The sequence below is a fragment of the Bacillus sp. ISL-46 genome, assembly GCF_018613205.1.
Map to the genome: position 1 here is coordinate 272,193 of NZ_JAGGQR010000015.1, position 15,741 is coordinate 287,933.

Here is a 15,741-nt window from a genome sequence, read left to right on the forward strand (position 1 = left end):
GGGTCCCCCTTTTATTTGGCGTCAAACCATGTTGGTCCATAGGCATAGTCCACTTTCAACGGCACCTTCAATTCGAGGGCATTTTCCATCACGTCTGGGACTAACTTCTTTAAAATTTCCAATTCGTCCTCAGGTGCTTCAAATATCAATTCATCGTGCACTTGAAGTAAGAGGCGCGTCTTTAAACCCTTGTCCTTCAATGCATCGTCCATATCAATCATTGCTTTTTTTATGATATCAGCGGCACTGCCCTGAATTGGTGTATTCATGGCTGTCCTTTCTGCAAAGCTTCTGATGTTAAAATTACGAGCTGTAATTTCAGGAAGGTATCTTCTTCGCTGCATCAAAGTGGAGACATAGCCCTTTTGTTTTGCCGAGTGAATAATATCATCCATGTATTCTTTGACACCTGGATAGGTATCTAGATAACGATTAATGAATTGACCAGCTTCTTTCCTTGTAATTCCTAAAGATTGGGACAGACCATAATCACTGATTCCATAAACAATTCCAAAGTTAACAGCCTTGGCCTGACGCCTCATATTGGAAGTTACCTCATCCTTATTGACATGAAAAACTTCCATTGCTGTTTTTGTATGAATATCCATGTCCTCTTTGAAGGCTTGAATCAGCTTTTCATCACCAGCAATATCCGCAAGGACACGCAGTTCGATTTGTGAATAGTCGGCTGCAAAAATGATCCAGCCTTCCTCTGATGGAACAAAGGCTTGGCGGATTTTGCGTCCCTCTTCAAGGCGAATCGGTATATTTTGCAAATTAGGATCAATTGAACTTAATCTGCCAGTCGCAGTTAAAGTTTGTTGATACCTGGTATGGACTTTTCCCGTTTTGGGATTAATAACCTTCAGTAATCCTTCTATATAGGTGGATTGAAGCTTACCTAATTGTCTGTATAGAAGAATATGCTCGATGATTTCATGATCTTCTGCTAATTTTTCCAATACATCTGCTGAAGTTGAATGACCTGTTTTCGTTTTCTTAAACGAAGGAAGGTTTAATTTTTCAAATAAAATTACACCTAGTTGCTTCGGTGAATTGATATTAAACTTTTCACCTGCTAATTCACAAATCTTCTCTTCAATCTCGATGAGTCTATCATTAAGCTCCTTACCCATTGTCTGAAGGCGTTCCTGTTCCACCTTGATCCCGCACGATTCCATATCAGCCAAAATCAGCGATAAAGGCATTTCAAGCTCAGTAAATAACTCATATTGTTCATTTTTTCTTAATTCATCTTCTAGTTTTTCTTTAATATCAGACATTGCTAGGCTTTTCCGGACTAGATGTTCTGCGAGCTTAGACACTTCAGGGACTTTTCGTTTCGCCCCTTTCCCATAAAACGATTCATCAGATTGAATATTATGTAGATCGAATCTTTTCGTTATTGCAGCGAGGTCTTCAATGTTTTCTGAAGGATTTATGATATAGGAAGCCATTAGAATATCAAAATTGGCCCCTTTTAGATGAATATCATGTCTTCTTAATGAAACTTCAGATCGCTTGGCATCATAAACTGTTTTCTTTTTACTCTCATCTTCCGCCCATTTTTTAAAAGCTTCTGACTGTAATGCCAAGTCAGTTGGCAGGTAGAAATGTCCTATTTCATTGACAAGAGAGAAACCGATAATCTCTGCATAATGATAATTATCATCCAGCATTTCAACGTAAAAATAATTAGTGTCTGCAAACAGTTCTTCTGTTATTTCAGTTGGAATTTGAAAATCAATATCTTCAAGTTCCTGCTCTTCAATAGTGTCTGGACCTTCTCCAAGCTTGCCCAATAATGAATGAAAGCCTAATTCTTTAAATAAGGCTACTAATTTTTCGCGCGTAAAGCCCTCGTATACGACGTTTTCTATATCCACTTCGACAGGTGCTTGTCTTTCAATCGTAGCAAGTTCTTTACTCATTAATGCTTGGTTCTTAAATTCTTCAAGCTTCTCTTTCAGTTTGTTCCCAGTTACTTGTTCAACGGAGTTTAATAAATTTTCGAGGGTTGAAAACTCCTTCAACAATTTGATCGCTGTCTTTTCACCTACCCCAGGAACACCAGGAATATTATCGGAAGGGTCCCCCATTAGCCCTTTCATATCAATGATTTGTTCTGGTGTAAGTCCATATTTTTCGGCTACATGTTCAGGGGTATATTCTTCAATATCCGTAATACCCTTTCGAGTAATTCCTACGGTTGTAGTGGCGGAAGAGAGTTGGGTTAAATCTTTGTCTCCTGAAATCACTTTTACTTCGTACCCATCCTTTTCTGCAGTTAATGAAAGGGTACCAATGATATCATCGGCCTCATAATTTTCAAGCTCATATCTGGAAATCCCATAAGCATCAAGAAGATCACGGATAAACGGAAATTGTTCGGATAGTTCGGGTGGGGTTTTTTGCCTTCCACCTTTATACTCACTAAAGGTTTTATGGCGAAAAGTAGTTTTTCCAGCATCAAATGCGACAAGTATATGTGTTGGCTTTTCATCTTCAAGAATTTTCATCAACATCATCGTAAAGCCATATACCGCGTTCGTGTGGATTCCTTTATCGTTATTAAGCAGGGGTAATGCAAAAAATGCTCGGTAAGCAATACTATTACCGTCAATCAGGACAAGTTTCTTTTTTTTCATTTATATCCACCTTCCGAAAATCATATCGAATATTTATGTAGTTCAATAATAAAGTCGCTTCCTTCACCCAAATTACTTCTGACACTTATGTTACCATGATGCGCTTCTATTAAGTGTTTTACGATTGCTAATCCAAGGCCTGTCCCACCCGAGTTACGACTTCTGGCACGGTCCACTCGGTAAAATCGTTCAAAAATACGTGGAATCTCTTCTTTACTAATTCCTACCCCTGAGTCTTTCACATGGATCCGTACGTTCTCACCATGTTCGAGAAGGATAATTTTTACGTCCCCTTCTGGCGGGGTATAGTTAATTGCGTTGCCGATTAAATTGATAAATACTTGTTTTAAACGGTCCGAATCGCCATTAATTAACACTTGATTTTGCTTGCTGTAAAATTCAAGCTTGATATTCTTTGCTTCTGCTTTTCCTGTAAGAATCGTGATTACTTCTTTAAATAACATATGCAAATCTATTTCTTGAATGTTTAATCTGAAGCCTTGCTGCTCTATTTTCGAAAGCTCTAACAGGTCTTGTATAAGTGTTTGCAGGCGATCACTCTCTTTTAAAATGATCGAAAGAAACGCTTCTAATGTTTCTTTATTGTTCATAGCACCGTCCAGCAATGTTTCAGTAAATCCTTTAATAGAAGTTACTGGGGTTTTTAATTCATGCGAAACATTGGCGACGAAATCCTTCCGCATTTGCTCGAGTTTTTTTATTTCGGTTATATCATGAAAAACAAGCAGTACCCCTTTCCAAACATTATTTGTTCCAATTATCGGGACACCATACACAACAAAATACCTTCGTTCGATCAAAAAAGGCATAAGTAATTGTTCACTTACCTTCTTTTCAGTCCGAAAAACCTCTGCTACTAAATGACAAATTCCTTCATATTCAATCACTTCATAGTAGAGTTTATTTAAATAATCACTTGGATTAACCTGAAAAATATCAATAAACCCTTTATTAATGAGATTAATGTAACCGCGACTGTCTATTAAGACTAATCCTGCTCCCATATTTTCAATTAAAGCACTTAACCGGTCCTGTTGCATTTCTTGTGCTTTAACAAGTTCTTGGAGGTTTTCAGCCAGCATATTGATCGATGACCCAAGCATGCCGGTTTCATCCAATCGATCTACTTTTGTTCGTGCCCGGTAGTTTCCGTTTGCCAGTTCAATCGCTACATTTGTGGCAGCTTCAATTGGTTTTGTATACTTTGAGGTAATTCTAATGGATAGAAAAATAATTATTATTATTGCAATCCCTAGACAGATGGAAAGGACCCACAAGATTTCAACTTTAAAATGTTCATTTAGTGACTCTAAGTAATAGCTTTTAAAAAATTGGCCAAGCAATATTCCTAATCCAACTAAAACCGCCATAATTAATAAGATTAGTGTAATTAGCAGACCTTTTCGGTATTTGGTCATTCTCCTTTCGGCTCCTCCAATTTATAGCCCAAGCCCCGTAACGTTTTAATATAGGCCGGCTTTTTCGTATCCACTTCAACTTTCTCTCTTAAATGTGATATATGTACATCCACAATTCTAGTATCTCCAGCAAAGTCATAATTCCAAACAGCACTAAGTAATTGATCACGCGTCAAGACGCGGCCTTTATTTTGCGCGAGATAAAGAAGTAATTCAAATTCCTTTAAGGTTAACTCCAAAAGTTGGTCGTTAAAATAAGCCTCATATTTTTCAGGATCGATTCTTAAATTAGCGATCACTAGTTGACCCGTCTCTTTTTCACCTACGTCAATTGCCTCCGCTTGGACTTGTGTCCTCCTAAGAATTGCTTTCACGCGGGCGATCACTTCTCTAGGACTAAAGGGCTTAACCATATAATCATCTGCACCAAGCTCTAAACCTAATATTTTATCGAGCTCATCATCTTTTGCAGTTAGCATTAAAATTGGTGTCATTATACTCTTTTGACGGAGCTGCTTACATACTTCCATTCCATCCAACTTCGGTAACATGAGGTCTAATACAATGATATCAGGGCCTTGTGTCTCTGCAAGATGTTTCCCCTCTTCACCATCCATTGCAGTGATCACTTCATACCCGGCCTGCTCCAAATTATATTGAAGCAAAGTAACAATTGACTGTTCATCATCGACAACAAGTATTTTATTTTTCATAATATCCCCCACTCAAATAAGTTACCTCCATTATAATAATAAAAATTACATATTATCTAGTTTTACAAAACTTTAACATTAAAGGAATGTGGACATAGCCATCAAAATGAGTTTGAATTTTTTTAAATAATTGGTTATGTTAATGCTCATTCTTGATTTTGGCACATGTTGATTGGAGCGGAAGGCGCGAAGACTCCTGCGGGAGGACGGGGCAGGGGAGACCCCGCAGGCGCGTAGCGCCGAGGAGGCTCCCCGGACCGCCCGCGGAAAGCGAAGCGCTTGGAGCGGAAATCAACAGCCAAGTAAAACAGAGCTAAATAATTAACAAAATATCCATTTTTGGTGCCAAATTTCGCCATATTTTTTTATAAAATTAACGATGAAAGGGAGTGGAATATGGCTTACAAACCACGTTTTGAAACAGGAGAATTATTAATCCTAAGAATTATATCAAGCGCCCCTGAACGAACCCATTGTTTATCATTCACAACTACATCGATTCATGAAAAAATTAGATATGCAGCCCTCCAAACTAACTAGTCGGCATAAGAAGCTGGCTGACAAGCTTGTTTCCTTTCATCAAGTTGAATCACATTATAGGAGGCTACCACCATATAAGTATGAGCATCTAAGAAAGGGGTTTACTTGTGCGAAATGTAATTCATTTTCACTTTTTGTAAATGGAAATCATTTAGAGTGTAACCAATGTGGGCACCAAGAAGGGATAGAGTCGGCTGTTCTGCACAGCGTGGAGGAAATTAAACTACTATTTCCGGAAAAGAAGATTACCACCAATTGTGTTTATGATTGGTGTGGGGAGGTTGTGTCTAAAAAGAAAATCAATAGGATATTAACAAAATATTATAAAAGAATGGGGCAAGGTAGGTTTTCTTACTATGTTGATACATGAATGAAAGAGACAAGACCCACTAGTTTTTCTTTAGGGTTATGTTTTTTTAATTAATAGCAACTCATGAGAACAACCTTGGCTCTTTTCTTGCGGTTTTTGTCCTCATGAACTCCTCATGAGGACAACTTTGGCTCTTCTCTTGCATTTTTTGTCCTCATGAACTCCTCATGAGGACAACTTTGGCTCTTCCCAAACATTTTTTGTCCTCATGGACCACTATTGAACACAGATTTTTACTTAGAGATCCAGTTTGCCAGCATCATTTCAGTAAAAATACCGGAACCTTATCTATTTTATTAAAAATTATCCAACGTCTTACCATGTATTTCCTCCAAACGATGTGGAGGACAAACTTTAACCCTTCCCAGTATGACAGTCTCATTTTTTTCATTCATTCCTATGACACTTATCAATATGGTATGTTCATCTCTTGTTACCTCAATCACTTCAAACAAAAACTCGACGGTTCCATAATGATATACAGGCTTAGGAAACTCAATATCTTGGCTTATGATATGGCTCCCAGGTCCGGGTAAATATTTTGAGATGGCAGAGGTTATCATTCCGGTAAGCATAATGCTAGGAACGATTGGTTTTTCAAAAGGAGTCTGTGAAGCATAATCATGTTGAATATAGAGAGGGTTGGCATCGTCTGTTAAACCTAAATAAAGAAGGATATCCTTGTCTTCTATCTTTTCAGACATAGACAATTTTTCACCGACAGTAATTTCTTCAATCCTTCTGCCTAACTTTCTTTTTTTTCCTAAAAGCATATAACTCCACCTCTGTTGTAAGCGATTTCATATGAATGCAAAGAAATTCGGGGAAATCCTTGCAGCCCCGAATTTCTCTATTATAATTTTTTATGCTAACACTTGCATTACATTGCGAACGGATTCCGCTGATTTATCTAATGCAGCTTTTTCGTCAGCAGTTAACTCAAGCTCAATTACTTTTTCAATACCATTTGCACCAAGGATCGTTGGTACTCCGAGGTAAATGCCATCGTAACCAAATTCGCCTTCAAGATAAGCAATGGAAGGAATCACTCGACGTTGATCTTTAAGGATTGCTTCACACATTTCTACTAAAGAAGCTGCAGGCGCATAATAAGCACTTCCATTACCTAGAAGGTTTACAATTTCACCGCCGCCTTTTCTTGTGCGTTCTACAATTGCTTCTAGACGGTCTTTAGGAATTAATGTTTCTAATGGAATACCACCAGCATAGGAGTAGCGTACAAGTGGAACCATGTCATCTCCATGTCCACCCAATACAAATCCTGTAATGTCTTTAACAGAAAGATTTAATTCTTGAGCAACAAATGTGCGGAAACGAGCACTATCTAGAACCCCAGATTGACCAATTACACGGTTTTTAGGGAATCCTGATTCTTTAAATACAGTATATGTCATTGCATCTACTGGGTTGGTTAGAACAAGAATCGTACAGTTTGGAGAATACTTTACAATCTCCTGTGTAACACTTCTCATTACCTTTTGGTTTGTCTGGACTAAATCATCGCGGCTCATTCCAGGTTTGCGGGCAATACCAGCAGTGATAACGACAATATCAGAATCACGAGTATCTTCATAATTTGAAGTACCTGTAATATTAGAATCAAAGCCTTGTACTGGACTCGCTTCAAGCATATCTAACGCTTTACCTTTTGTTGGGTTTTCCATTTGTGGGATATCAACTAGAACTACATCGCCAAGTTCCTTTTGTGCCAGTAAAAATGCAGTGGTTGCTCCTGTAAATCCGCCGCCGATAACAGATACCTTTTTACGTTTTAATGACATTTTAATTCTCCCCCTTGAACTTTTTAATGTTTCACTTGAATCTAGAAAAGGCAGAAGGGGCTATTTTTATTAACAGCCCGCATCTGCTCTTCACTTTCCATTCTTATTCCATGTTCTTAATTAGCTCGTCACCGAATTCAGAAGTTTTTACTTCAGTTGCTCCGTCCATTAAACGAGCAAAATCATAAGTTACAACTTTAGAAGCAATTGTTTTTTCAACAGATTTAATAACCATTGTAGCCGCTTCATTCCAACCTAAGTGCTCAAGTAATAACACACCTGATAAAATGACAGAAGAAGGGTTTACTTTATCAAGACCCGCATACTTAGGTGCAGTACCATGTGTTGCTTCAAAAATAGCATGTCCTGTTTCATAGTTGATGTTAGCGCCTGGTGCAATACCAATACCGCCTACTTGCGCTGCAAGTGCATCAGAAATGAAATCTCCGTTCAAGTTCATTGTTGCAACTACATCAAACTCACGTGGACGTGTAAGGATTTGCTGTAAGAAGATATCAGCAATAGCATCTTTTACGATGATTTTGCCTGAAGCTTCTGCATCAGTTTGAGCCTTATTAGCAGCTTCAGAACCTTGTTCCGCTTTAATGCGGTCATACTGTAACCATGTAAATACTTTATCGCCGAATTCCTTCTCAGCAAGCTCATAACCCCAGTTTTTAAACGCGCCTTCAGTGAATTTCATGATATTTCCTTTATGCACGAGTGTAACGGATTTACGGCCTTCTTTAATAGCATAATTGATCGCTGCACGTACTAGACGGCTTGTTCCTTCTTCCGAAACTGGTTTAATACCGATACCTGAAGTTTCAGGGAATCTGATTTTCTTAACACCCATTTCGTTTTGTAGGAAGTCAATAACCTTTTTAACTGCTTCAGTACCTTTTTCATATTCAATACCCGCATAAATATCTTCAGTGTTTTCACGGAAAATAACCATATCCGTATCTTGTGGGCGCTTAACAGGGGAAGGAACACCTTCGAACCATCTAACTGGACGTAAGCAGACAAACAAATCTAATTCTTGTCTAAGAGCGACATTTAATGAACGAATTCCTCCGCCAACAGGAGTGGTTAATGGACCTTTAATGGCAATTAAATACTCTCTGATCACGTCAAGCGTTTCACTTGGAAGCCATTCACCTGTTTGGTTAAATGCCTTTTCTCCAGCTAAAACTTCTTTCCAAATCAATTTACGCTCGCCTTTATAGGCTTTTTCAACTGCTGCATTTAAAACTCGCTCGGAAGCTGCCCAAATATCTGGACCGATACCGTCACCTTCAATAAATGGGATGATTGGATTATTTGGTACATTTAATACTCCGTTTGTAACCGTGATTTTTTCGCCTGACATAGTTGATTCTCCCTCCTATTATGTAAAAGAAAACTAAAAAACTTACACCCTTTGTCTTATCAAAGGTTAGAGAGGTTAGTCTCTAACCTTTTCATACATATCTATTAGACCAATTATTCTAACAAAAGTAAAATATTAACCTCGTTGCTCGATTGGAACATATTTTTGCATTCCAGGACCAATATAATCTGCACGCGGTCGAATTAACCGGTTGTTCTCATATTGCTCAAGAATATGTGCAAGCCATCCTGATACCCTGCTGACAGCAAAGATTGGTGTCATTAAGTCATGATCAATCCCTAAACTGTGATAAACAGAGGCTGAATAGAAATCCACGTTAGGTGGCAAATTCTTTTCACCTGTGACAATGCTTTCAATTTTTTCAGACATATCATACCAGTGTGGTTCGCCCGTTAGTTCAGTTAACTTTTTAGACATTGCTCTTAAGTGCTTGGCACGTGGGTCACCTTGTCGATATACACGGTGGCCAAAGCCCATGATTTTTTCTTTCTTCTCAAGTTTACCACGGACGAATGGCTCTACATTTTCAAGCGTGCCAATTTCTTTTAGCATTTTCATTACAGCTTCATTTGCCCCGCCGTGAAGTGGTCCTTTTAGGGCTCCAATTGCGGCAGTTACTCCAGAATAAACATCTGATAACGTAGCTACACAAACACGTGCTGTGAATGTAGATGCATTCAATTCATGGTCCGCATGTAATACGAGCGCTTTATTTATTGCTTCTTCAGCAATTGGTTCTGGTTCCTTGCCAGTTAACATGTATAAGAAATTCGCTGCAAAGCTTAATTCCTTTTTAGGAGGAATTGGCTCAAGTCCTTTTCTAACACGTGCAAATGTTGCAACAATGGCTGGCATTTTTGCTTGAAGGCGAATTGCTTTTCGGTAATTTGATTCTGTGTCCATTAAATCAGCTTCTTCGTCATATAAACCTAAAAGGGAGACGGCTGAACGAAGGGCTGCCATTGGGTGGACCTTTTGGATTGGGTACATTTTAAAATGCTCAATTACTTCCTGTGGAAGTGCTGCATTCTCAGAAAGTTGTTTTTTCAATTCTGTTAACTGCTCTTCATTTGGCAGCTTTAAGTGCCATAATAAATAAATTACCTCTTCAAAACTAGCATTCACAGCTAGATCATCAATGTCATAGCCAACATATGTTAGCGTGTCATCAATAATTGAACTGATTGAGGAAGTTGTTGCCACTACCCCTTCTAAACCGCGTGTTACTGTCATAGTATATCTCTCCTTCACATTCTTAATTTCCCCACACCTTTAAGTAAAAATTATTCCCCTTATTTCATCCTTTAAATTGACTGAGCGATTGCTCGGGTAAAAAGTAAATAGTTAAAATGAGATTCCTTTTAGAGGCATAAATTGATTTATAAACAAATCAGCATATCTATGTGGTTTATGTAAAAAAAGGATACGCTTACAAGCCTATTATAAACAATTATCAGATTTTTGTGAATGAAAAGGAACCGAAAAATGCAAAAAAAATATTATTTTACAAAAAATCTAGGTAAAAAAACTAAAAATTTTCATTGCTGTATAGGCAATTCCAGCTCCAATTAGAGGGCCAACTGCGACCCCTTTAAAAATTGACACAGATAAAATAGTGCCAAGAACTAGTGCTGTTGTAATCTGTGGATCATCTGCTAGTAACTTAACCCCTCCTTTTGCCAGCATAGCGACAATCATGCCCGAGATCAGGGCAATCCAAGCATAGGATGATTTAAATGCTCCTGTTAAGTCTTTAAAACCAATTTCTCCACTTGCAATCGGGACTAATACCGCAATTGTAATAATTGTGACACCCCAATTAATACCTTTGGACTGTATAAATGAGAATGCCTTTGTATCCAATCCTACTACCTTTAAGGTAATGAGCACTGCAATAGCAACCATTAAGGAACTGTTTTTCGCAATAAAACCAATAACGAGCAATAACAGTAAAAATAAAAATGACTCATTTAGCATGTTCTCACCATCCCATATCCAAATTATCGTAACATAATACCTGCTAAGGCATGAAATTAATGATTACAATAAGTTTCTGTTCTATCTCCTTGCGAATCCTTCAAATAAAATGTTCGTAATATTTTTAAGACTGTTATATTTATCTGGAAAAGTTATGCAGTTTATTTCATAAAATGTTAAACTAGAACTACCAAACATACATATAAAAGGTTAAAGGAGGTTTGTCTTTGAATCTAATGTACTTATACCGGACAATACGATTCCTAGTTGTAATAGGTGCTATTGTTTTGGCGCTTTACTCTTTTTACTTTCTGTCAAAAGTGACCTATCCATTTTTAATTGGACTAATTATTGCGTTTATGATTAATCCACTTGTAGATATTTTTGAAAAAAAGGCTAGAATGCCTCGTGTATTAGCTGTTTTTATTGCACTTATTATTATTTTTGCCTTATTTGCAGGTTTAATTACACTACTAATAGCCGAGATTGTCTCTGGTGCAAATTACTTGTCTACGGTAGTCCCAGATCATCTAGATACGTTAATTGAATATATAGAGAAATATTTTACTGCTCAAATTCTTCCGATATATGATCAATTAACAAGTGTGTTTAATAAACTTGAATCAGGGCAGCAGGACACGATTATTGGTAATATACAGAATGTTGGGACGAGAATTGGCTCAACCGTTGGCAATTTTATTCAGAATCTTTTTGGTATAATTCCAAATATCATCGCTTGGCTTCCTAATGCTGCAACCGTGTTAATCTTTTCCTTATTGGCTACTTTTTTTATCAGTAAGGATTGGTACCGTTTATCGACATTGGGCGGCAGACTCTTACCTGAGAAAGCAAAAACAAGCAGCCGGTCAGTTTTTGTTGATTTAAAAAAGGCGCTGTTTGGTTTTATTAAAGCCCAATTAACACTGATATCGATTACCACGGTTATTATTCTAATTGGCCTACTTATTCTTCGTGTTGATTACGCGATAACTATCGCTTTAGTAACAGGAATAGTGGATGTTATTCCTTACCTGGGTACGGGTGCTGTTTTTGTCCCATGGATTATTTATGTGGCGATTGGAGGCAATACAGGTCTTGCCATTGGCTTAGGGGTTCTTTATATTGTTGTCATCGTTCAACGGCAAGTCATGGAGCCCAAAATCCTTTCTTCTAATATTGGACTTGATCCATTAGCCACACTAATAGCGTTATTTGTCGGTTTTAAATTGATTGGTCTTTTAGGATTAATTGTTGGCCCCGTCACCCTTGTCATTATTAGCACCTTGTATCGTGCTAATGTTTTTCATGATTTATGGGTTTTTATAAAAGGAAAAGAGGTTTGAGACTTCTTAATAAGAAAAGTCAGCCCCAGTTGGATGCTGACTTTTCTTATTTTATGATTTTAATATTTCCTTTATTAATCCGTCTACGCCACGCTTTGAGGATTAGAAATTTTATCGGCTTTCTTGTTGGCGGGAAAAGAAATAGGAACCCGGTAACATCAGTGATAAATCCTGGCGTTAATAAAAGTGTTCCGCCAATTAAGATACAAATTCCATCTAAAAGAGCTTCTCCTGGAATCTGACCGTAGCTTAGTTGTTCCTGCACCCTTCTGATTGTCTGGAGTCCCTCTCTTTTAGCTAAATAAGCCCCAATGATTCCTGTTAATAAAATTAGGGCAATGGTTGGCCAAACACCGATAGCTTTACCTGAAAAAAGTAAAACACCAATATCCATAGCAGGAATTACAATGATCAACAAAAATAAATAACGCATAGATTGTCCCCTTTCAAACGGCTCATTCTTATTATATTACCAATGGGGATGATTTTGTGGTTATTAAAAAAAGAAGGGGTCTCCCCTTCTTTTTTCCTTTCATTATCTGCTCTTATAAGACACTAGCATGTCCATTGTAGATAACTCCACTAGTAGCATCTACGGTTATTTCTTGGCCATCTTTAAACAATTCTAAGGCATTATCTACCCCAACAACCACTGGGATGCTAAGGTTTAGTCCAACCACTGCTGCATGGCTTGTTAATCCACCCTCTTGGGTAATAACGGCCGCACATTTTTCAAGTGCTGGCACCATATCGCGATCCGTACCAATTGTCACAAGAATCGAACCTTGCTTTACTTTTTCTAAAGCTTCCTTCGCATCATGGGCAACTACCACTTTACCAAAGGCTGTTCTACGGCCAATTCCTTGTGCTTTTGTAATAATATCGCCGACAACATGGATTTTCATTAGGTTTGTTGTACCGGCCTCACCCACTGGCACACCAGCAGTAATAACAACTAAATCACCACGTTTAACGATACCGCTATTTAAGCTTTCTTCAACGGCAATATCAAGCATTTCGTCTATTGTGGTTGCAACCCTTCCAAACTGCGTGTAAACACCCCAAACAAGGGATAGACGGCGGCATACATGTTCAACGGAAGTTACCGCAACAATCGCTGCTTTTGGACGATATTTAGAAATCATTCTAGCAGTATGACCGCTTTCCGTTGGAGTAATAATCGATTTTACATCAAGATTTAAAGCAGTATGTGCGACAGATTGTCCAATCGCATCTGTAAGATTATGTTCTGTATCTTTACTGCGGCTTGAGAGTATTTCTTTATGATCTAAAGCTGATTCTGCTCTGGAAGCAATATTGTGCATCGTTTGGACTGCTTCCACAGGATATTGTCCTGCAGCAGTTTCACCAGAAAGCATGATTGCGTCAGTTCCATCAAATATCGCATTCGCTACATCACTAGCTTCTGCACGAGTTGGTCTAGGATTTCTCTGCATGGAATCAAGCATTTGAGTCGCAGTAATAACTGGTTTGCCCTGTGCATTACATTTCTTAATTAACATCTTTTGGACAAGTGGAACCTCTTCAGCAGGGATTTCTACGCCAAGATCTCCACGAGCAACCATTAAGCCATCAGAAATTTCTAAGATTTCGTCAATGTTATCGACGCCTTCCTGGTTTTCAATCTTAGGAATAATGTGGATATGTGTAGCATTATTTTCTTCTAATAACTGACGGATTTCTAAAACATCCTTTGCACGTCGAACGAAAGAGGCAGCAATAAAATCAACACCTTGTTCAATTCCGAAAAGAATATCTTGAGTATCTTTTTCTGTGATTCCAGGCAGGTTCACTGATACACCCGGAACGTTTACGCCTTTTTTATTTTTCAATGTACCGCTATTTAAAATTTTGGTATGGATTTCATTCGCCGATTTATCCACATTCGTTACTTCTAAGCCAATTAAGCCATCATCTAAAAGTATCTTTGAGCCTACATGGACATCTTCAATTAGCCCTGGATATGTAACTGAAAACTTTTGAAGTGTTCCTTCTACTTCAGTCATGGAAACGATAATATTTTCTCCAGCCGTTAGCTCAAGTGCACCGTTTTCCATGTTGTTTGTCCGAATTTCAGGACCTTTTGTATCTAATAGGATGGCAACGATTTTGCCAGTTTGTCTGGATGCTTCGCGAATATTTTGGATTCGTGCACCATGTTCTACAAAATCTCCATGTGAAAAATTTAATCGAGCTACGTTCATACCCGAATTGATTAATTGTGTTAATTTTTCAACGCTTTCACTAGCTGGACCAATCGTACAAACTATTTTTGTTTTTCGTAACATTCTTATTTTTCCTCCCGTATTAGAAAAGCAATTTTGCCATTTCTTAAATTCATAAATCCTTAAATCGATAATTCCATAGAAAGTTTGTAAAGATCATGATCTAAAGTATGTTGTCGGCCAAGGGCTTCAATGATGTCATAATCTACAAGCTTATTCTTTTCAATCCCTACTGCTCGGCCGCCTTTCCCTTCAATAAGAAGCTCAACTGCTCTTGCACCTAATCTGCTTGCAAGAACTCTGTCAGCAGCAGTTGGTGAGCCGCCGCGTTGAATATGACCTAAGACAGAAACTCTCGTATCAAAGTTCGTTGCCTCCTGAACTTGCTTCCCAAGCTCAACACCACTGCACACACCTTCAGCAACAACAATAATACTATGCTTTTTCCCGCGTTCCTGCCCTTTTCGAAGTTTTTCAACGATATCATTCATGTCATAGCCTTCTTCAGGTATTAAAATCGTTTCTGCGCCGCCGGCAAGTCCTGCCCAAAGAGCAATGTCCCCAGCGTTTCGCCCCATTACTTCAATAATAAAAGTTCTTTCATGAGAAGTCGCAGTGTCACGAATTTTATCTAATGAATCAATAACTGTATTTAAAGCTGTGTCAAACCCAATCGTAAGTTCTGTCCCAGGAATATCATTATCAATCGTACCCGGAACCCCAACGCACGGATAGCCATGTTCTGTTAACGCTTTTGCCCCACGGTAAGAACCATCTCCACCGATAACCACTAGGCCTTCAATTCCATGTGCTTTTAGCTGCTCGATCCCTTTTTGCTGTCCTTCTTTTGTTTTAAATTCTGGGCAGCGTGCCGATTGGAGCATTGTCCCGCCGCGCTGAATAATATCTCCAACAGAACCAAGTTCAAGCTTTTTAATATTTCCAGAAATTAATCCCGTATAACCACCATAAATACCATAAACCTCAAGATTGTGATAAATTGCTTTCCGAACCACAGCACGAATGGCTGGATTCATCCCTGGGGAATCTCCACCACTTGTAAGTACTCCTATTTTTTTCATGGTTACCACCTCAATTTTTAATTTAAAAAAATATGTATATCCTCATTTGAAAAAGAAAATAAAGTTACGATCTTATTAAAAATTACTTCTTTTATTATTTACTTAAAACCCTCGAATATTTATAAAATAACATGAAGAAATAACTATAACAACCTTATGGTATAAGTAATTATAATAGGCAGAATAGT

General features: G+C 38.1%; 13 protein-coding genes. 2 read left to right on the top strand and 11 right to left on the bottom strand.

From position 1 onward, the window contains the following. Positions 1–11: 11 nt before the first annotated feature. Genes polA through J7E67_RS11040 form a run of 3 tightly spaced genes read right to left on the bottom strand, consistent with a single transcriptional unit; the run spans position 12 to position 4,800 of the window. Positions 12–2,648 carry a DNA polymerase I gene (gene polA, locus J7E67_RS11030; RefSeq protein ID WP_214731888.1) on the bottom strand — a complete coding sequence of 879 codons (2,637 nt, stop codon included), beginning with the start codon at positions 2,646–2,648 and terminating at the stop codon, positions 12–14. Positions 2,649–2,668: 20 nt separating this feature from the next. Next, complete coding sequence (gene pnpS, locus J7E67_RS11035) at positions 2,669–4,087, bottom strand: two-component system histidine kinase PnpS (protein WP_214731890.1); 1,419 nt, start codon at positions 4,085–4,087, stop codon at positions 2,669–2,671. Further along, complete coding sequence (locus J7E67_RS11040) at positions 4,084–4,800, bottom strand: response regulator transcription factor (protein ID WP_214731891.1); 717 nt, start codon at positions 4,798–4,800, stop codon at positions 4,084–4,086. The genes pnpS and J7E67_RS11040 overlap by 4 nt, the downstream gene beginning before the upstream one ends. A 396-nt stretch (positions 4,801–5,196) precedes the next feature. On the opposite strand from J7E67_RS11040, the gene J7E67_RS11045 reads away from it, so the two are divergent. Continuing rightward, a complete protein-coding gene (locus J7E67_RS11045) occupies positions 5,197–5,340 on the top strand; it encodes a hypothetical protein (protein WP_214731893.1) in 144 nt (47 codons plus the stop codon). A gap of 666 nt (positions 5,341–6,006) precedes the next feature. On the opposite strand, the gene J7E67_RS11050 is transcribed toward J7E67_RS11045, so the two are convergent. The 5 genes from J7E67_RS11050 to J7E67_RS11070 all read right to left on the bottom strand — a co-directional run bounded on the left by J7E67_RS11050 (position 6,007) and on the right by J7E67_RS11070 (position 10,882). Further along, entirely contained in the window at positions 6,007–6,483 is a 477-nt protein-coding gene (locus J7E67_RS11050; protein ID WP_214731895.1) for a MaoC/PaaZ C-terminal domain-containing protein, read from the bottom strand. 90 nt (positions 6,484–6,573) lie between these two features. Further along, the gene (gene mdh / locus J7E67_RS11055; RefSeq protein ID WP_088089224.1) at positions 6,574–7,512 is read right to left on the bottom strand and encodes a malate dehydrogenase; all 939 of its coding nucleotides are present in this window, start codon (positions 7,510–7,512) and stop codon (positions 6,574–6,576) included. Between the two features lie 103 nt (positions 7,513–7,615). Beyond that, positions 7,616–8,884: an NADP-dependent isocitrate dehydrogenase gene (gene icd / locus J7E67_RS11060; RefSeq protein WP_088089225.1), complete on the bottom strand. Its 1,269-nt coding sequence runs from the start codon at positions 8,882–8,884 to the stop codon at positions 7,616–7,618. 135 nt (positions 8,885–9,019) lie between these two features. Beyond that, positions 9,020–10,138: a citrate synthase gene (gene citZ / locus J7E67_RS11065; RefSeq protein ID WP_214731897.1), complete on the bottom strand. Its 1,119-nt coding sequence runs from the start codon at positions 10,136–10,138 to the stop codon at positions 9,020–9,022. Positions 10,139–10,420: 282 nt separating this feature from the next. Next, positions 10,421–10,882, bottom strand: coding sequence for a DUF441 domain-containing protein (locus J7E67_RS11070; RefSeq protein WP_214731899.1), 462 nt, complete (start codon positions 10,880–10,882; stop codon positions 10,421–10,423). A 227-nt stretch (positions 10,883–11,109) separates the two neighbouring features. Here J7E67_RS11070 and ytvI point away from each other — a divergent pair, with 227 nt between their 5' ends. After that, a complete protein-coding gene (gene ytvI / locus J7E67_RS11075) occupies positions 11,110–12,225 on the top strand; it encodes a sporulation integral membrane protein YtvI (protein ID WP_214731901.1) in 1,116 nt (371 codons plus the stop codon). A gap of 46 nt (positions 12,226–12,271) precedes the next feature. Here the strand turns inward: ytvI and J7E67_RS11080 are convergent, their stop codons facing one another. The 3 genes from J7E67_RS11080 to pfkA all read right to left on the bottom strand — a co-directional run bounded on the left by J7E67_RS11080 (position 12,272) and on the right by pfkA (position 15,553). After that, a complete protein-coding gene (locus tag J7E67_RS11080; RefSeq protein ID WP_214731903.1) occupies positions 12,272–12,658 on the bottom strand; it encodes an FxsA family protein in 387 nt (128 codons plus the stop codon). A 112-nt stretch (positions 12,659–12,770) separates the two neighbouring features. Beyond that, positions 12,771–14,534: a pyruvate kinase gene (gene pyk, locus J7E67_RS11085; RefSeq protein WP_214731905.1), complete on the bottom strand. Its 1,764-nt coding sequence runs from the start codon at positions 14,532–14,534 to the stop codon at positions 12,771–12,773. 59 nt (positions 14,535–14,593) lie between these two features. After that, a complete protein-coding gene (gene pfkA / locus J7E67_RS11090; RefSeq protein WP_214731907.1) occupies positions 14,594–15,553 on the bottom strand; it encodes a 6-phosphofructokinase in 960 nt (319 codons plus the stop codon). Positions 15,554–15,741 lie beyond the last annotated feature (188 nt).